The sequence below is a fragment of the Roseovarius arcticus genome, from assembly GCF_006125015.1.
Taxonomy (GTDB): domain Bacteria; phylum Pseudomonadota; class Alphaproteobacteria; order Rhodobacterales; family Rhodobacteraceae; genus Roseovarius; species Roseovarius arcticus.
Window position 1 is genome coordinate 4,073,179 of the sequence record NZ_SZZN01000001.1, and the last position, 18,211, is coordinate 4,091,389.

Genomic DNA, 18,211 nt, shown 5'->3' on the forward strand with positions numbered 1-18,211 from the left:
TCCATCAAAGTCGTGTAGACTGTCGATAGTTTGGGGCGTCGGCTGAGCCAATCAGCGCTCTAGTAACGCCTGCTGAACTGCAACATCCCACCCTAAATAGAGGGCATCCCCGTCTCGAATGACTGGACGGGCCATTAGCTTAGGCTTGGCCGAAATCTGCGCTTCGGCCTCGGAATTCTTGAGCCAGTCGTTAAGCCCGCGATAATCATTCGACGTCCGGTCTACCAAGCGGTCCCCGAATTCAGTGATCAATTCGGCCAATTCAGCCTCACTTAAAGGGTCGGCGCGGATATCGCGAATAGTTACGTCCTTACCCGCTGCCTCTAGCGCCTTGCGTGCCTTCGTGCACATGCTGCAGGTGTTCAATCCGTATATAATCATGTCGCATCCTCCTATTTTGTTGCACTTTGCGCGCACCAGATTGACCAATGCAATCGAATACGCCCGATCCTGCTATCGGCGCGGTTAGATGCCTAAACTGAAGAGGTCATATCAGTCTGCGGCTGACCGTGATCGTAACTGCCAGGCCGCGGGTTCCCCCCCACCGGAACGCTGCAGTAACCAAGCATCTGCCACGGTGGCCGGATCGTCGCGGCGCCGCTGACGGGGCCATATTGCGCGATGGAGGCTGTGCGTCAAAAGAGCAGTCTACGCCGCCCTGCATAATTTCCTCAGAGTCAACGCCGGTCCCTGCGCGTTATAGGGCCAGTCTTACTTGCACGTCAGCGCTGCGGCTGAAACTATGCAGATGGCCGCAAACGGAATGTCCCGCCGCGCCGCGACGCACAGGTAGCCCATGACGCCCAAGTATCCGCTTTTTCAGAAATTCAGACATCTCGTCTGTGCGGGGATCCTCTGCACCGCCGCTGTTATGTCGGCAACCGAACCTGCGGTCGCTCAGACCGCACCGACATCTGTCGATGAGACGGCCAGCGATCCACAAAAAGAGGTGGCCGTTGCCCCCAGTGTTCGCGATACGGAGATCGAGGACAGGCTGCGCCGGATATTGTCGGCCAGCAAATGGTTCACCGCGCTGGAAGTGTCGGTGCGTGAGGGCATCGTTTTCCTTGATGGGCAGGCCGAGACAGACGAGCGCAAGGAATGGGCCCGCCAGCTGGCCCTGCGCACCGAAGGCGTCGTTGCCGTTGTCGACCAAATAGAGGTGGACGCGCAGATCAGCTGGGATCTGGCCCCCACTTGGCGCGAGATTGACAGGCTGGCTGATCGCGCGAAATGGTTTGCACCGGTGACGATAGTCTCGCTGTTGATCCTCTTTCTGGCGTGGATGCTGTCGCGCGGCGTGGCCGCCCTTGCGCGCCATTCGCTGCGCACGCGTATCCCATCGCCCCTGCTGCTTCATTTCGTGGCGCGGGTACTGTCGATACCCGTCCTTCTGATTGGATTGTACCTTGTGCTTCAGCTTGCCGGGCTGACGCGTCTCGCCGTCACCGTTCTGGGGGGTACCGGTCTGGTCGGTATCATCCTTGGCCTCGCATTTCGCGAGATCGCGGAAAATTCGCTGGCCAGTATTTTGCTCAGCGTCCGAAATCCATTTCGCGCTGGTGACTGGATCCGTGTCGCCGGGCATCAGGGCATCGTGCAAAGCCTGAATATGCGTACAACAGTCCTGATGACAATGGATGGCAACCATGTGCAAATCCCAAACGCGCTGGTATTCACAAGCATCATCGAGAACTTTTCGACCAATCCAAACCGGCGCTCGGAATTCATTGTTGGCATCGGGTATGACGACTCGGTGCCCGATGCACAGGCGGTCATCATTGAGGCATTGCGCGCGCATCCTGCTGTGCTGGACGATCCCGAGCCAAACGCGCTGGTCGACGAACTGGGCGCCTCGACGGTCGATATTCGTGTGCAATTCTGGTTCGATGGGAAATCCTATTCGATATTCAAGGTCCGCTCGGCGCTGATGAGGCAGGTCAAGCAGGCGCTGCAAAACGCAGGCATTTCTATGCCTGACGCCTCGCGCGAGATTATATTTCCCAACGGCGTGCTGATCCGCCACGCAAAGGCATCTAGCAGCGATCAAGAGGCGCCCACACCCGCTGCAAGGATCCGGGGCGCCGCAAATGCCACATCCGGTGAGGGTGATCTTGCCTCCGAAGTGGACGACTTGGAGCGGCAAGCTGATGCCGCCGATCCACCGAGCGCTGGAGAAAACCTGCTTGCCTCAACGGGTGGTAAGGGCGCGGGTAAAAACTAGGGCTGCGGCCGCGTCTGGTTAAGGACGCTCTTGCGCCGTCTGGAAAAGCCGTACAAGCAGCACTATGCTGCGCCGCATGGCATCGCGCACCCCCCGCATCTCGGCCCGATGGTCGCTTACCCTTCAAATTGGGGCTTTTGCGCTGTTGATGGCTGTGTTGGTTTGGCCGCAGGTCCAGCGGTACTTTCTGAACGAGGCGGCAGAGCAGAACAGCGTGACGTCGCGGCTTGTGGGCGATGGTCTACGTTCTGCACTTGATCGCTATGCACCATTGCCGCATCTGATCGCGGCACGGCCCGAACTGTCGCAGCTACTGCGCCGTCCAAATGATCGCGACCTCGCCGCGGGTGTGAACGAACTCCTGCTCAACACAGCAATTTCAGTCACCGCGTCGGATGTCTATCTGATGGACACGGCCGGGCTAACAATCGCAGCCAGTTCTTATCGCAAGGAACGCTCGTTTGTCGGGCGCAATTTTAGTTACCGGCCCTACTTTATCCAAGCTATTGCTGGCGGTCTGGGACAGTACTTCGCCTTGGGTACGACATCCGGCGAGCGAGGCTACTTCTATGCCGCGCCGGTACGGGACGGGCCGCACATTATTGGCGTCGTCGCGGTAAAATTCACGGTCGACGCGTTTGAGGCGCGCTGGCGCGAGGCATCGTCAGATATCATTGTGACAGACCGCGCCGGGATCGTGTTCATGGCTAGCCGTCCAGACTGGAGGCTGCGCGCCAGCGTAGCGTTGACGCCAGCGCGGCGGGCTGAAATTGAGCAAAATAGGCAGTATCCGCTGGATCGGCTGACACCGCTGGATCTGGAGCACAAGATTGGGCCGGGCGGCATCCAGCTGGCAATCATCGACGGTGCCGAATACATGCTTGCGACCAGCACAGCGACGCAGGCAGCCGGCTGGACCGTCACGTCACTGAGGCGCGCGGCCCCTGCACGATTGCAGGCGGCGGTGCTGTTCGCGATTCTCGCGATGCTAGGCCTGCTGATGATCCTTGCCGCACGGGTCCTGCGCCACCGCGCAGCGCAGCGCATGCGCGCGCGCAAATTGCTGGAGCGCCGGGTCGATGAGCGGACCGCCGCCCTGAGCCACGAGATCACCGAACGCCGCCGCACCGAGGAGACCCTGAGGCGCACGCAAGCGGGCCTCGTTCAAGCGGGCAAGCTGTCGGCGCTTGGCCAAATGTCTGCGGCGCTGAGCCATGAGTTCAACCAACCGCTGCAGGCGGTCAAGGCGTATGCCGAAAACGCGCAAACCTTCCTCGACCGGGGCGAGACGAGCGAGGTGCGCGATAATATCGGGCGCATATCGCGAATGGCCGATCGCATGGCCGCGATTTCAAAACACTTGCGCAATTTTGCCCGCCGGCCGGGTGAGGCGATAGGGCCAATTACGCTAATTTCGGTCATCGAAGACGCGCTCGCTGTCAGCGCCCCCAAGGCAAAAGCAAACGGTGTGCAGCTGGACTATATTCGGCCAGAGGGTGCCCCATGGGTGATGGGGGGGCATGTGCGGCTGCAACAGGTGCTGGTCAATCTGGTGTCCAACGGGATCGACGCCGCGGGTGCCCAAGGACGGCTCGACATTGCGGTGCTGCCTAGCGCTGGTGGCTGGCAGGTTACTGTTCGCGACACTGGACCAGGCCTGCCACCCGGCGCGGCAGAGCAAATGTTCGATCCATTCTTTACCACCAAGCCGATGGGGCAGGGGCTGGGCCTTGGTCTGAGCATTTCTTATAATATCGTGCGTGATTTCGGAGGCACCCTATGGGGTGCGGACCACCATGAGGGAGGTGCGATCTTTGGCGTCGATCTGGTAGCAGCAGACGTGCCAGAGCAGGACAAATCCGTTCAGGAGGCGGCGGAATGACCGGTACGGTCCTTTTTGTCGACGACGAAGAGGAGCTGCGCTGCGCCGCTGCCCAGACGTTAAAGCTGGCTGGGCTTCCGGCGCTGGCGCTGGCAGAGGCCGAGATGGCGCTGGCCCGCGTCGCGCGTGATTTTCCCGGCATACTGATCACCGATATACGGATGCCCGGCATGGACGGCATGACATTGCTGCGCCTCGCGCTTGAGATTGATCCGGCGCTGCCTGTGATCATCGTCACAGGCAACGGCGATGTGGAACTCGCGGTGCAAGCGATGCGGGACGGCGCCTATGATTTTCTGGAAAAGCCCTACGACCCCGCTCACCTGACCCATGTTGTACGCCGCGCATTAGACAAGCGCCGCCTGACACTTGAGAACCGCGCGCTGCGCAATCGAGTGGGCGGGCGCGACGTGATTGAGGCGCGTCTGATCGGACGCTCGGGCATAATGGTGCGCTTGCGCGAACAGGTGCGCGCGGTTGCCGCCACCGACGCCGACGCACTGATCAATGGCGAGACAGGTACCGGCAAGGAGGTGATAGCGCGCGCGATCCACCGCGCCTCGCCGCGGCAGGGCAAGCCATTCGTGCATATCAACTGTGCCGCGCTGCCCCGTGATCTGGTCGAGATCGAACTCTTTGGCCATGTCGCCGGCGCGTTCTCTGGCGCGCACCGCACAAGATACGGCAAGCTGGAGCATGGGCGCGGCGGGACCGTCTTCTTGGATGAGATTGATAGCCTGGACACGGCTGTGCAGGCCAAGTTTTTGCACGCAATCCAGAGCCGCCAGATCACGCCGCTGGGCTCGAACGATCCGGTCGATCTGGATGTGCGCTTTATTGCGGCCTCAAAGGAACCGCTGAATGATGCAGTGGCCGATGGCCGTTTTCGCAGTGATCTGTACTACCGGTTGAATGTGGTAACGCTTCGTGCGCCGCCCCTATTCGAGCGAAAAGAGGATATCCCGCAGCTCTTCGTGCATTTAGTGCAGGAGGCAGCGACGCGGTACAATCGCGCAGCGCCCGATGTGAATGCGGCGACGCTCTCTGATCTGGCAGAGCGTGAATGGTCTGGGAATGTGCGCGAGTTGCGCAACGCTGCCGACCGTTTCGTTATGGGGCTGCCGGCGGGCGATAGCGCGTCCGTCGACGCACCGGACAGCGATGGCACCTTGCCCGCACGGATGGCCGCACATGAGCGTAGCCTGATTGCAGCCGCATTAACATCGAACGGTGGCGCGCTGAAACCAACCTATGAGGCGCTAGGGATCAGCCGCAAAGCGCTGTATGAGAAGATGCAGAAGCATGGGTTGGATCGCCGGAGCTTTGACTGAGGGCGTCAATAATGGGTCGAATTCGACCCATGCGGTCGCGCAGATGTACCGAAATGCACCCAAAGGGGGCCACTTTTGAGGCGTGCATGCCCGAATGGCGCGCATTTAGCTTGTCATAGGGATGGCCGCTCCGCTCTATTCCAGCATCGCTGCGGAACCGGGAGGGTGCCGTGCGAAAAGTATGACCCAAGGGAGAGAGACATGAAATTCACCGCAATCCTTGCATCCACCACAATCATCGCCGCAGGCGCGGCCTTTGCGCAAGAGGTCGACAAGTCAGATTGGCCCACCAGCTTTACCGTCGGCACGGCAAGCCAGGGCGGCACCTACTTCGCCTATGGTTCCGGATGGGCAAACCTGGTGGCCGAAGAGTTAGGCCTGACGGGCGGCGGCGAAGTCACCGGCGGCCCGATGCAGAACATGGCGCTGGTCCACACCGGCGAGGCCGCGTTTGGTATGACGACGATGGGCCCTGCGGCGGAATCGCTGGCAGGCACGAACCCGATCGCGCCTGGCCTTGAGATGACGCAGGCCTGCGCGATGTTCCCGATGTACCAGACACCGTTTTCGGTGACAGCACTCGCGTCCTCGGGCATCAAGAGCGTCAGTGACATTCCCGCCGGTGCCAAGATCGGATTTGGCCCAGCCGGATCGACCTCCGACACATATTTCCCGCGCATGATGGATACGCTGGGCGTGGAATATGATCGCCGCAACGGCGGCTGGACGGATTTGGGCGGCCAGCTTCAGGATGGCCTCTTGGACGTGATCGCGTTCGCCGCAGGCGTGCCGGTGCCCGCGGTTAGCCAGCTTGAGGTGCAGACCGACGTGAACATCATCGAGTTCACCGAAGAAGAGCAGGCCAAGTTGCTAGAGGCGTTCCCTGTCTCCGATTTCTCGATAAAGGCGAACACCTACAGCTCGCTGGAGGCTGACGCACGGTCGGTTTCCATGTGGAATTTTGCCATCGCGAACTGCGATCTGCCAACGTCCTTTGTAAACGCTGTTGTTGATGTGGTTATGTCGGACAATGCACGCATGACTGGCATCCACAAGGCCGCAGGATCGACCCTGCCCGAGAACTGGGACAAGAACAAAGTGCTGAAATGGCACCCCGGCGCAGCGGCATGGTTCAACGAAAATGCAGGCGCGGATATTCCCGCCGACATGATCTACGGCGGCTGATATAGCTGATAAACATGACATGCCGCCCCTGACCGGGCGGCATGTCTTTGCCGGTTGATACGGCACGCCTTTGGGAGGGGGACAATCATGACAGACCAGCAAAGCCAGGTTATCGCAGAGGGCGTCGACGACGAGCCCGTAGAGAGCAACCGCCGCATATTTGCCGGGCGGGGCTATCTGATAGTGGCTGTTCTGTCGGCGGTCTATGCGTTCTTTCACATGGCAGCATTGAACGGTCTGTCGATCTACGAATGGACGGGCATCAACATCCCGCTACTCCCAACCTTCCCGATGGAGACTTGGAATTTCCGCATCGTCCATGTGGCGGGCGCGCTGATCCTGGGCTTCACGCTCTATTCTGCGCGCGGATTTCTGGATGAGGGCGAGGGGCGCGGGGCGCGCCACCCGCTTGATATTCTGGCCGCGGTGGCGATTCTGCCCGCTTTCTACGCTATCTGGACCGCATTTGGCATCTCCGCGCAGATCGCAGACGGCGTGATGTGGAACGGGATGAGCGCCGAATTCAAGAACCTTGAGTTGTATCATTACGGCCTGCCGCTGATCGTGGCGACGGCGATCGGCATTATTACTGGCTGGTTTCGGGGCCGCGAGCGGGGGCAGGTCGCAATCGCCGATCTGCTGCTGTCGCTCTGCTCCATCGCGGTGGCGGTCTATCTGATCACGATCTATGGCACGCTTATGCGCAATTCCACTGGCACGCCGTTTGCGCCCATCGGCATCAGTCTGGCCGCCGTCGCAGGCACCGCGCTGATTATGGAGATGACGCGCCGGGTTGCGGGTCTGGCGTTGATTGTGATCTCCGGCATCTTTCTCATCTACGTCTTTACCGGCGACATGCTGCCCGGCTTTCTTAACGCGCCAAACATCCAATGGACGCGCTTTTTCAGCCAAGTTTATACCGATGCTGGCATTTTGGGGCCAACGACGGCGGTGTCCTCTACCTACATCATTCTCTTCATCATCTTCGCAGCGTTCCTTCAGGCGTCGAAAGTGGGCGACTATTTTGTCAACTTTGCCTTTGCCGCTGCGGGGCGTGCGCGGGGCGGCCCGGCTAAGGTCGCGATCTTTGCCTCCGGCCTCATGGGCATGATCAACGGCACGTCGGCGGGCAACGTGGTGGCGACAGGATCGCTGACCATCCCGCTGATGAAGAAGGTCGGCTATCACAAGAAAACCGCCGGCGCGGTCGAGGCTGCGGCCTCGACGGGCGGGCAAATCATGCCACCCATCATGGGCGCGGGCGCGTTCATCATGGCCGAGATTACGGGCATCCCCTATACTGATATCGCCATCGCCGCGATCATCCCGGCGGTCCTCTACTTTGTTTCGATCTACTTCATGGTCGATTTCGAGGCGGCAAAGCTGGGCATGCGCGGCATGAGCGAGGACGAGCTACCCAAATTCCGTGACATGATCCGCCGGGTATTCCTGTTTCTGCCGATCATCATCCTGATCTATGCGCTCTTTATGGGTTATTCGGTCATCCGCGCAGGCACGCTTGCGACCGCAGCCGCAGCCGTGGTGTCGTGGCTGACGCCCTACCGGATGGGCCTGCGTAGCATCCTCAAAGCGTTCGAGCTGGCCGGTATCATGTCAATCCAGATCATCGCGGTCTGTGCCTGCGCGGGCATAATCGTGGGTGTCATAAGCCTGACAGGGGTTGGCGCGCGGTTCTCGTCGGTTCTGCTGGGGCTGGCCGATACCAGTCAATTTATGGCGCTGTTCTTTGCGATGTGCATCTCGATCCTCTTGGGCATGGGGATGCCGACAACGGCGGCTTATGCGGTGGCGGCATCAGTCGTGGCGCCCGGCCTTGTGCAACTGGGCATCCCGCAGCTGACGGCCCACTTCTTCGTCTTCTACTTTGCGGTCGTGTCGGCCATTACGCCCCCTGTGGCGCTCGCTAGTTACGCGGCGGCGGGCATCTCGGGCGCCAACCCGATGGAGACGTCTGTGGCGTCGTTCAAAATCGGAATTTCGGCATTTGTCGTGCCATTTATGTTCTTCTACAATGGGGCAATCTTGATGGACGGCACGTGGATCGAGGTGATCCGCGCGGCCGTAACTGCAATCTTTGGGGTATTCCTGCTGTCGTCAGGCGTGCAGGGCTGGTTCGCCGGGGGCCGCGTTGCGTGGTTCATGCGTGTGGGCCTGATACTGGCGGCGCTGTTCATGATTTCGGGCGGGTTGATTACCGACGCGCTTGGGATCGCGCTGACCGTCGCGCTGTTTCTGGTGCAGCGGCAGTTCCAGCCTGCACCTGATGCGCAGATTGTCGTACGCGGTAGTGACTGACAGGGGGTGCATCGGTGCGGCGGCCCATGTAGAAGGGCCGCGCACCACCATCCGTAACACGACTGCCACCCTGCCGGAGCGTTCATGACCAAAACAGATAATCGCGCCCTGCGTGACGCCTTTGGCCGCTTTGCTACAGGCGTGACTGTGTTGACCACGCGCGAGGCGGATGGCACTCCGCGTGGTTTTACGGCCAACTCATTTAGCTCTGTCTCGCTTGACCCGCCCTTGGTGTTGGTCTGCATTGGCGACAATGCCCATAGTGGACCGGCATTTTTCGCAGCATCACATTTTGCGGTGAATATCCTCACAGCCGAGCAGGAAGATGTCGCCAGACTATTTGCGTCGCGCAGCGAGCATAAATTCAACAACGGAGATTGGGATGAGGGCGCACATAACTTGCCCCTGTTGCCCGGCGCGCTGGCCACGCTGATCTGCGTGCAGCGCAAGCTGGTCGAGGCCGGTGATCACGTAATTATGGTTGGCGAAGTGCTGGAGGCGCAAGTCAGTGATGCCCCGGCGCTGGGATATCACCGGGGCAAATTTATCGCGATTTAGGCGGAGCCTAGTATGAGTACTCGCCGTAGATCCGGCTTAGATCGCCATTCCACTCGCCATTATAGCGCGCCAGCAGCTCATCCGCCGGGGTCTGGCCCGACTCGACGCTTTCGCGCAGGGCGTTCAGAAAATGCGTCTCGTCAGGGATCAAGCCTTCGGCACCGGGACGTGCGCGGGCGCGCAGACCAGCATTGGAGATGTCCACCGCCTGCCGCGCCAGTTCGTGCATGTCGATGCCATCCACCTTTGCCTGAAGCGCGTCCTCGCTGGCCGCGATGCGCAGCGCATCGCGCTGCTCGGGCGTCCACCCCTTGACCAGATCCCATGCCGCATCAAGGCTGCTGCTGTCATACATAATGCCGGTCCAGAATGCGGGCAGGGCGCATAGGCGCCGCCAAGGGCCGCCGTCGGCGCCGCGCATCTCCATGAATTTCTTGATCCGGGCCTCGGGGAAAATAGTGGTCAGGTGATCGGCCCAATCCGACAATGTCGCGACCTCGCCCGGCAGTGCCGGCAACTCTCCACGCATGAAATCGCGAAAGGACATCCCCAACGCATCAATATATTTGCCGTCGCGATAGACAAAATACATCGGTACATCGAGCGCGTAGTCGACATAGCGTTCGAACCCCATACCGTCCTCAAATACGAAGGGAAGCATCCCGGTACGGTCGGCGTCCAGATCGCGCCACACGCGGGCACGCCACGATTTATGGCCGTTTGGTTTGCCCTCAAAAAACGGCGAGTTGGCAAAAAGCGCTGTCGCGACGGGCTGAAGCGCCAGCGCCACGCGGAATTTCTTGACCATGTCGGCCTCGGACGCAAAATCCAGATTGACCTGTACGGTGCATGTACGCCGCATCATCGTGCGGCCCATCGTGCCGACCTTTTGCATGTAGGCATCCATCAGCTTGTAACGGCCTTTGGGCATCAGAGGCATATCGTCGTGCAGCCATTCGGGCGCGGCACCTAAGCCGATAAAGCCGACACCGACGCGGTCGGCCACGTCCTTGACCTCGCGCAGATGCGCGTTGACCTCGTCGCAGGTGGCATGGATCGTCTCTAGCGGGGCGCCACTGAGTTCGAGTTGGCCGCCCGGCTCAAGCGACACGTTCGCACCCGCTTTTTCCAGCCCGATCAAATTGCCGTCCTCAAGCACGGGGGACCAGCCATGGGCGTCGCGCAGCCCCTCAAGCACAGCCAAGACACTGCGCTCACCATGATACGGGATAGGCTTGTGCGTGTCTTTGCAGTAGCCGAACTTCTCGTGCTCGGTGCCAATGCGCCAATCTTCCTTGGGCTTGTTGCCGTCCTCAAGGTATTCGGCCAACTGGCTATGATGCTCGATCGGCCCGCCGCCGGACTGGGGAATGGACATGGCTTGGCCTCCGTTGGTTTTCAGTTTCAGTAGGTGGCGCGAGGGCAGGGGGGTGTCAACCCCGCCAAGCGCCGCTTAGGTCACGCGCAGATGCGGCGGGGCTGTGCCGGGACGCTGCCACAGCTGGGCGCGGCCAGCGCCTGTCTGATCCGCGCCTGTGCGGCGCATTTCGGCGAGCATACGCTCGGTCTTCATTCCCGGCAGGGCGGCGAACACGTCAAAGAGCGCGTCCGCGCCTGCCGCAGTTAGCGGGATCATCACGTCGGGCTGATCCGGCTGGCTGAGCGCCCAATGCGCAGGCTTGCCCGTCCGATCAAGCGCGAGCGCGGTCATTTCTGACCGGGCCACGACACCGCCGCCCAGTGGGCCGAAGTAGCCGATGGCACCCTCGTCGATTTGCACGACGCCCGGCCCGCCTGTCCCTGCGGCAAAGCGCAGCCGCTGTGCGGCAGCGACCAGCGATATGGCGCCTCCCAGCGCTATGGTGACGCCCAGCCAGAAGGTTATGTCATAACTGCGCAGGGCGATAAGCGTGCCCAGCGCCAGCACGCCGATGCTGATGAGGATACCGCGCCAGCGGGTGAGGGCTGCCACCGCCTGGGGACGCATGAAGCGGTTCATGCCCAGTCGCCCAAGGTGCTTTGCCACAGCGTCAGTGCCGCGACGGCGGCGGTATCGGCGCGCAGGATACGTGGGCCAAGGCGGGTGGCATGCGCGTGGGGGAGTGCCGCGAGGCGCTTGCGCTCGGCCTCCGAGAAGCCGCCTTCGGGGCCGATCAGGACTGCCCAAGGGCCAGCCTCGCGCGGGAGCGCCATCGCGCCATTATCTGCGAGCGCCTCGTCGCAAAACATAATGCGGCGGGCCGGGTCCCAGCCCTGCAGCAGGGCCGGCAGCTTTTGCAGAGCGTCCACTGGAGGAACGTAGGTGCCGCCGCATTGCTCTGCGGCCTCGATTGCGTGCGCTTGCAGGCGCTCCTGACGGATACGCTCGGAATTGGTGAAGTCGGTCTGCACTGGGCAGATGCGGGAAACGCCCATCTCGGTCGCCTTTTCGACGATAAAATCGGTGCGTGCCTTTTTGATGGGTGCAAAGAGCAGCCATAAGTCGGGCGGCATTTGCAGGGGCCGCGTTTGTTGTACGCAGCGCAGCGTTCCGGCCTTCTTGCCCGCCTTCGCGACCTCGGCCAGCCATTCGCCGTCGGTGCCGTTGAACAGCAACACATGCGTGCCAATGCCTTGCCGCATCACACCAAATAGGTAATGCGCGTTGTCGCGGCCAAGAGGAACCGTTTGCCCCGGCCCCAATGGCTGCTCTACATACAATCTGATCTTGGCCGTATTCATGAGGCGCACCATATGACCGAAGCCAATCCTAGACCAGAGGGCACAGGCACGGTTGCCGATGCGGTAGTCGGCAACTGGGTGGACCGCTATGCCCCCGCCCCGGCGCGCCCCTACCTGCGGCTTTCACGTGCAGATCGCCCCATTGGCACATGGCTGTTGCTGCTGCCGTGCTGGTGGGGCTTGTTGCTGGCGATGTTGCATGATGGGCAGGCGCGGTGGTTCGACCTGTGGATATTTGTCGCCTGCGGCCTCGGCGCGTTTTTAATGCGCGGGGCGGGCTGCACCTGGAACGATATCACCGACCGGCATATTGACGGAAGCGTCGCGCGCACGGCGTCGCGGCCCATCCCGTCGGGCCAGGTCAGCGTACGCGGCGCACTGGTCTGGCTGGCAGTGCAAGCGCTATTGGCATTTTTAATCCTGCTAACGTTTCCGCCGATGGCAGTTGCATTGGGCATCCTCGCACTGGTGCCCGTTGCGATTTATCCCTTTGCCAAGCGGTTCACTTGGTGGCCGCAAGTTTTCCTTGGCATCGCGTTCAACTGGGGCGCGCTGCTGGTCTGGACGGCGCATACCGGACGGCTTGATTGGCCAGCGGTGATACTCTACCTCGCGGGCATTGCATGGACGCTGTTCTATGACACGATCTATGCCCATCAGGATGTCGAGGACGATGCGCTGATCGGGGTAAAGTCGACCGCGCGTCTTTTTGGTGACCGATCGCCCATCTGGCTGCGCCGGTTCCTGGTAGCGACTGTTGTCCTGATGACGGCGGCGGTGATTCTGGCGGCCAAGGGCGGCGATCCGATCGCGCTGCTGGTGGCGCTCTTGGGCCCATGGGCGCTGGGCTTGCATCTGGTGCGGCAGATGGCGCGGCTCGATACGAACGATACTAAGGGTCTGTTGGTACTCTTCCGCTCTAACAGGGACGCGGGCCTGCTGCCCTTGCCGTTTTTCGCCATCGCGCTGCTGCTTTGATTGAATTACCGCGGGCGCGGCCGTAAACAGCTACAAGATATTCCCAACGGTTGGCCCTGCACATGCGCCTCTCTGCGATCTTCGCCATAGTCGGAACATTTCTACTGGCCGCGATACTATGCCTCGTCGCTGCTGGATTTTCGGTTCAAGTGATTGAGGACAACGCCCGGCGCAGCGTGCGCAGCGAGTTGGACAAAGAAGGCATCACCTGGACCGAGGTGGACGCCGACGGCTTGCAGGTCTTTCTTGCCGGGGTTGCGCCCAGCGAGGCACGCCGCTTTGCCGCGCTGACCGTCGCGGGCCGGATTGTGGATGCAGCGCGGGTGATCGACCAGATGCTGATCGAGGACAGCGCCGAGATTGTGCCGCCGCGCTTTTCGCTGGAAATACTACGCAATGATGGTGGGATATCGCTGATCGGGCTGATCCCCGCCTCAATGGACCGCGACGAGTTCATCGAACAGATGACAGATGCGGCAGATGGCGGCGAAGTGGCCGACCTGCTGGAGGCCGCAGATTACGCCGTCGCAAACAGCTGGGCCCCGGCGGTGAACTATGCGGTACGAGCGCTGGGCGAGTTGCCGCGCGCCAAGATCTCGGTCGAGGCGGGGCGCGTGTCGATCACCACAATGGCCGATAGCCCGGCGGAAAAGCTGATACTGGAGCAGAGTTTGCAACGCCGCGTTCCGGGGGGCCTGCGCGTATTGGTGAACGTTTCGGCGCCCCGGCCTGTCATCACGCCCTTTACCCTGCGCTTTCTGATTGAGGACGGCGTGGCCCGGTTCGATGCATGCTCTGCCGACACCCCCGAGGCACAGCGCCAGATATTGGACGCGGCCCGTGCCGCCGGGCTGGAGGGTGCGACTGACTGCACCATCGGCCTCGGTGTGCCGACGCCGGAATGGGGCCGCGCCGCCGTGCAGGCCATTAAGGCGCTCGCCGAACTCGGCGGCGGTAGCGTCACCATTTCAGATGCCGACATCGCGCTGATCGCAGCGCAGGGCACGCCTGAACCAAAATTTGACGATGTCGTTGGCGGGCTGAACGGCGATCTTCCCGAAGTATTCGCACTTCATCCCGTGCTGCCGCCCCCGGATGATGGCAACGCCCCCCTGATCGTGGAGTTCGTCGCGACCCTGTCGCCCGAGGGGCAGGTCCAGCTACGCGGTAAACTGGGCAGTCAGCGCTTGCGCGACACGGTCGACAGCTTTGCCAAGGCGCGCTTCCGCTCGGACGCCGTTTATACCAAGGCGCGGGTTGTCGAAGGACTGCCACCCGAGTGGCCCGTGCGCGTGCTGACCGGCCTAGAGGCGTTGGCCTATCTAGCGCATGGCGCGGTCGTGGTCACGCCGGACAATCTGACCGTCACAGGCCAGACAGGCCGCAAGGACGCCAGCGCACAGATTGCCGGGCTACTAGCGGAAAAGCTGGGTGACGCCGCCCAATTTGATATCGAAGTCGCCTACAAGGAGGCGCTAGATCCCGTCGCTGGCTTGCCCACGCCCGAGGAATGTGTCGCGCAGGTCGCCCGTATCCAAGAAACGCGCAAAATCAACTTTGAGCCGGGATCGCCCAACATTGACGCGAACGGTGCCGCGATCATGAACGATATTGCCGACATTTTGGGAAAATGCGGTGAGATCCAGATTGAAATCGGCGGGCACACGGATAGTCAGGGCCGCGAAGAGATGAATGCCAGCCTAAGCGAGGGCCGCGCCAGTGCCGTTCTTGATGCGCTGCGCACGCGGCGGGTGTTAACCTCTAGCTTTACCGCCAAGGGATACGGCGAGAGCCAGCCCATTGCAGGCAATGATTCCGAGGAGGGCCGAGAGGCCAACCGCCGTATCGAGTTCAAGCTGATCGAGGCCGAACCTGCGCCGGACCCAGACAACTCGGGACTTGAAAGCGCGGGCGAAGCGGGGCAGGAAGGAACCGAAGCAAGCGAAGACACGGCAGAAGGCAGCGGCGATGAACAGGACTGAATTCATCATCGCCACGGCGATCATCCTCTTTGTCGCATTTGCGCTAGGTTGGTTCGCAAACTGGATTGTTCACCGCTTTATCCGCGTATCCCATTCTGACGTCGGCGAATTGGACCGCATGGCCCAAGAACTGCATGAGGCCGAGGAAACGCGCGATCAGGCGATCACATACCTGCAGCAGCGCGAAGCCGAACTGACCAATCAGTTAAGCCAGACCGAAGCCGAACTGGCCGCCACGATGGAAGGCCTACGCGAGGCCCGCCAAGAGGCCGAGCATATGCGCGCGCATATCGAGCGGACAAGCCAAGGCTAGACCCTAAGGCTGAATGATCACGCAGCCGCTAAACCTCTACAACTTGAAGTGTTAACGGCGCCGTAACACCTGACCTGCTATCTCTGCCCTTGGGTGAGTTAAAGAGGTGATGGAGATGAGCGCGCATAGCAACGCGGCGCCAGTCATCATCAAGAGAAAGAAAATTATCGCTGGCGGCGGGCATCATGGTGGTGCTTGGAAGGTGGCGATAGCATTTTCCTTTGGCTAGCGGCGCTTTGCGCCAATTACATATCCCGCCCCCTATGCGGAGGCGGATTTGGACGTCATTCTGACAAGTGCGGCACGGTGGAGACCGATGCTGCGCCACCCAAGATGGATGCAGGGACAGAATGGCGTGATATGTCCTAAGGGAATGCTAAAGCGGCTTTGCTATGTCAGTGGCATTTGAGACAAACGCGATCTACGCGCGTTTTTCGACCTTATGCTCTATGATATCCGAAATCTCGGATTTGCGACCAGTCTTGTCGTAGGTTTCCAGCGTGCGGCGGACCTTGCGAAACGCAGCCAGACGGCCCGCGACTGTGCGAATACCTTGTAGTGCACCATCCAACAGCGCCTGATTGCGCAGCACCTTGCCGCGTAGATTCGCGATGCTAGCTTGGGTGTCAGGCTCTTGCGCATTTAGCGTGTCTATCAGCACCTCCTTGCGCGTCAGCAGTGTGCCGATCTTCTCCAGATCGCCGTTCAGCAGCGCGCGGCGCTCTTCGTCAAGCAGCTCGTCCAGCTTGTCGATCAGGGCCTGTGCGGTTTCATGCGTCATGTGTCGTCTCCATCATTGATCTATAGATTGTATCGGCTAGCCCCAAGCCACCTGACTTTACCATTTCATCAGCGAGCGCCTGCCGCTGGAAGGAGGCGAATTGTTCCTCTCCAATGCCGCCGACGAAATTGTCGCTTTTTCCGAAACCCGCAGATTTTAGCATTTCGGCCAAGAACGTGGCCTCTAGCTTCTGCGCGGCTTCGCGCGCGCTAAGCGGCGTGGCGATCCGCGCATGCGCCCTTGGCACCGGGGTCGGCCCGATCGGTAAATTATCCGTCACGAGAATATCTCCAATTTAATGAACTCAGATGCATTTGATCGCAAACCAGTAAAGAAGCAGTAACCAGCTTTTGCGAATATGCCCCTCGACGGAAGAAATCCTGGAGGCACACATGCTCGGCTCTTTGACCACACCAAATTCAGCGAGGGCGCATCCCGCGGCAGTTGCGGAACATGACAAGGCAGCGCGGGCTCCGGAGCGAACCACTGCGCAAGGCGATGCCGTATCCAAGGCGCTGACATTTCAGTCTTTTTTGGAAGAAAAGAAGGATGGTGCGCCCCGTAAAGATTCCCTTGCCGTAGGCACGCCTGAGGATAGCGCCGCACCCGCTGACTCGGCACTGGACGATGACCAGATATCGGCCGCGCCCATTGAAACTGATTCGGAATTTATCGAAGCTGACAGTGAGCTTGAGGAGCATGAAGAGGACGACACACTCATGCACCTTGATGGGCTCGGGGACGAATTCAGTGAGTTCGCCCAGAAAAACACGTCTCAATCAAGCTGGGACGCGAGTGTGGCGGACCAGCTTGGGGGCCAATCCATCGACGACTCACCGCAACGTGATGGGCCTGCCGGGATTGAGGCGTCTGGACTAACAATGATGGGCCGTACGGCAAACACACTGCCGCAATCGAAGCCATCCTTGCAGCCACCGGACATCCCATCCGCTACACAGACTATGCTGGCGGGCATCGCTGCGGAAACCGCGTCCGATCTGCCGCCCACCTCTGCGGGTCAGGGCACGTCCTCAGTCGTTTCTGACGGAGCTATGGAATCGCATGGCAGTGTCGAAACGTCAGGGCGGTCAGGATCAGTGATTGTGGGCGGGTCAAAGCTAGGAGAAATTGCCGAGCCCCCTAGGCTGGTCCTGCCGACCTCATCTGAAGGGGTGGATCCAAAACAAGTTGAGAAACTCGTTGGGCAACCTGGCGCCGAGGTAGCGCCGCGGTCGCCACTGTTGCTTGGAAACGCTGCCACACCGGTCGAGGAGTTTATCCCCAGAGCCGGGCATTCATCAGTCATCAACGGAAATGCTGCGCAACTTAACCATGCTTGGCCGATGAAGACTGCCCAAGCCACAACTGGTTTCAAGATCACTGCGACAGTCGAAGGCTTGCCATCCGCTGATATTTTGCCGGGTGATTCTAGGTCCGCTGTGATGGATGTCGGCGATGATGCAAATTTGGCGCTGGAGGGAGCTACGCACCGCGCGGTGAGCGAGGCGCGCACAGCGTCGCTGATGCTTCATCACGGCGCGACAACCACCCGCAACGTGGCGGCGCAGATCAGTGAGGCCATGGCCAAGGCTGCCGAGCGATCAATTGACGTCATTTTGAATCCTGCCGAGCTGGGCCGTGTGCGGATCACGCTATCGTATTCGGACGCAGGCATGATTGTTAATGTCGCTGCGGAGCGGGCAGAAACGCTCGAAATGATGCGCCGCCATAGCGATATCCTTGGGCAGGAATTCACGGATTTGGGATACGGCGGTACCGATTTCACCTTCGCCCACGAAGACGGCGCTAACGAAGATGGAGGCTCGCAGGGAAGAGGCGAGGCCGCACCTGATGCCAGCCCTGCACCCAAATCCGACACGACTATTATTTTGCGGGCGGCACCCGCCGACCGCCTCGACATCCGCCTCTAGAAAGGACGA

The 18,211-nt window shown here is 60.7% G+C and carries 16 protein-coding genes and 1 pseudogene; 11 read left to right on the top strand and 6 right to left on the bottom strand.

Annotated elements, in window-relative coordinates; genetic code table 11:
• Nucleotides 1-51: 51 nt before the first annotated feature.
• On the bottom strand, nt 52-381 hold the full coding sequence (locus MK6180000_RS19490; RefSeq protein ID WP_138936249.1) for an arsenate reductase family protein: 330 nt from the start codon (nt 379-381) through the stop codon (nt 52-54).
• Between the two features lie 415 nt (nt 382-796).
• Here MK6180000_RS19490 and MK6180000_RS19495 point away from each other — a divergent pair, with 415 nt between their 5' ends.
• The 6 genes from MK6180000_RS19495 (at nt 797) to MK6180000_RS19520 (ending at nt 9,496) form a co-directional block, all read left to right on the top strand.
• A complete protein-coding gene (locus MK6180000_RS19495; RefSeq protein ID WP_138936250.1) occupies nt 797-2,224 on the top strand; it encodes a mechanosensitive ion channel family protein in 1,428 nt (475 codons plus the stop codon).
• Nucleotides 2,225-2,300: 76 nt separating this feature from the next.
• The gene (locus MK6180000_RS19500; protein WP_138936594.1) at nt 2,301-4,106 is read left to right on the top strand and encodes an ATP-binding protein; all 1,806 of its coding nucleotides are present in this window, start codon (nt 2,301-2,303) and stop codon (nt 4,104-4,106) included.
• Complete coding sequence (locus MK6180000_RS19505) at nt 4,103-5,437, top strand: sigma-54-dependent transcriptional regulator (protein ID WP_138936251.1); 1,335 nt, start codon at nt 4,103-4,105, stop codon at nt 5,435-5,437. The genes MK6180000_RS19500 and MK6180000_RS19505 overlap by 4 nt, the downstream gene beginning before the upstream one ends.
• Before the next feature lie 201 nt (nt 5,438-5,638).
• A complete protein-coding gene (locus MK6180000_RS19510; RefSeq protein WP_138936252.1) occupies nt 5,639-6,622 on the top strand; it encodes a TAXI family TRAP transporter solute-binding subunit in 984 nt (327 codons plus the stop codon).
• An 87-nt stretch (nt 6,623-6,709) separates the two neighbouring features.
• Nucleotides 6,710-8,938, top strand: a complete 2,229-nt coding sequence (locus MK6180000_RS19515) for a TRAP transporter permease (protein WP_138936253.1) — start codon at nt 6,710-6,712, stop codon at nt 8,936-8,938.
• An 84-nt stretch (nt 8,939-9,022) separates the two neighbouring features.
• Nucleotides 9,023-9,496, top strand: coding sequence for a flavin reductase family protein (locus MK6180000_RS19520; protein WP_138936254.1), 474 nt, complete (start codon nt 9,023-9,025; stop codon nt 9,494-9,496).
• Nucleotides 9,497-9,503: 7 nt separating this feature from the next.
• On the opposite strand, the gene MK6180000_RS19525 is transcribed toward MK6180000_RS19520, so the two are convergent.
• The 3 genes from MK6180000_RS19525 to MK6180000_RS19535 form a co-directional block, all read right to left on the bottom strand.
• Nucleotides 9,504-10,874 carry a glutamate--cysteine ligase gene (locus tag MK6180000_RS19525; RefSeq protein WP_138936255.1) on the bottom strand — a complete coding sequence of 457 codons (1,371 nt, stop codon included), beginning with the start codon at nt 10,872-10,874 and terminating at the stop codon, nt 9,504-9,506.
• Between the two features lie 75 nt (nt 10,875-10,949).
• On the bottom strand, nt 10,950-11,495 hold the full coding sequence (locus MK6180000_RS19530) for a hypothetical protein (RefSeq protein WP_138936256.1): 546 nt from the start codon (nt 11,493-11,495) through the stop codon (nt 10,950-10,952).
• On the bottom strand, nt 11,492-12,217 hold the full coding sequence (locus MK6180000_RS19535; RefSeq protein WP_138936257.1) for a 16S rRNA (uracil(1498)-N(3))-methyltransferase: 726 nt from the start codon (nt 12,215-12,217) through the stop codon (nt 11,492-11,494). Before MK6180000_RS19535 ends, MK6180000_RS19530 begins: the two co-directional genes overlap by 4 nt.
• 12 nt (nt 12,218-12,229) lie before the next feature.
• On the opposite strand from MK6180000_RS19535, the gene ubiA reads away from it, so the two are divergent.
• The 4 genes and pseudogenes from ubiA to MK6180000_RS20795 all read left to right on the top strand — a co-directional run.
• The gene (gene ubiA / locus MK6180000_RS19540) at nt 12,230-13,195 is read left to right on the top strand and encodes a 4-hydroxybenzoate octaprenyltransferase (RefSeq protein WP_138936258.1); all 966 of its coding nucleotides are present in this window, start codon (nt 12,230-12,232) and stop codon (nt 13,193-13,195) included.
• 62 nt (nt 13,196-13,257) lie between these two features.
• Entirely contained in the window at nt 13,258-15,177 is a 1,920-nt protein-coding gene (locus MK6180000_RS19545) for an OmpA family protein (RefSeq protein ID WP_138936259.1), read from the top strand.
• Nucleotides 15,164-15,490 (top strand): hypothetical protein, encoded by a 327-nt coding sequence (locus MK6180000_RS19550; protein ID WP_138936260.1) that lies wholly within the window; start codon nt 15,164-15,166, stop codon nt 15,488-15,490. The genes MK6180000_RS19545 and MK6180000_RS19550 overlap by 14 nt, the downstream gene beginning before the upstream one ends.
• A gap of 115 nt (nt 15,491-15,605) precedes the next feature.
• Nucleotides 15,606-15,704, top strand: a pseudogene (locus tag MK6180000_RS20795) (chemotaxis protein MotB); the annotation flags it as partial.
• A 207-nt stretch (nt 15,705-15,911) separates the two neighbouring features.
• Here the strand turns inward: MK6180000_RS20795 and MK6180000_RS19560 are convergent.
• Together MK6180000_RS19560 and MK6180000_RS19565 are read right to left on the bottom strand one after the other, a co-directional pair.
• Nucleotides 15,912-16,271 carry a flagellar export chaperone FlgN gene (locus MK6180000_RS19560; protein WP_138936261.1) on the bottom strand — a complete coding sequence of 120 codons (360 nt, stop codon included), beginning with the start codon at nt 16,269-16,271 and terminating at the stop codon, nt 15,912-15,914.
• The gene (locus tag MK6180000_RS19565) at nt 16,261-16,551 is read right to left on the bottom strand and encodes a rod-binding protein (protein ID WP_425466856.1); all 291 of its coding nucleotides are present in this window, start codon (nt 16,549-16,551) and stop codon (nt 16,261-16,263) included. The genes MK6180000_RS19560 and MK6180000_RS19565 overlap by 11 nt, the downstream gene beginning before the upstream one ends.
• Nucleotides 16,552-16,663: 112 nt before the next feature.
• Between MK6180000_RS19565 and fliK the strand changes: the two genes are divergently transcribed.
• Nucleotides 16,664-18,202 carry a flagellar hook-length control protein FliK gene (gene fliK, locus MK6180000_RS19570; protein ID WP_138936262.1) on the top strand — a complete coding sequence of 513 codons (1,539 nt, stop codon included), beginning with the start codon at nt 16,664-16,666 and terminating at the stop codon, nt 18,200-18,202.
• Nucleotides 18,203-18,211: the final 9 nt, after the last annotated feature.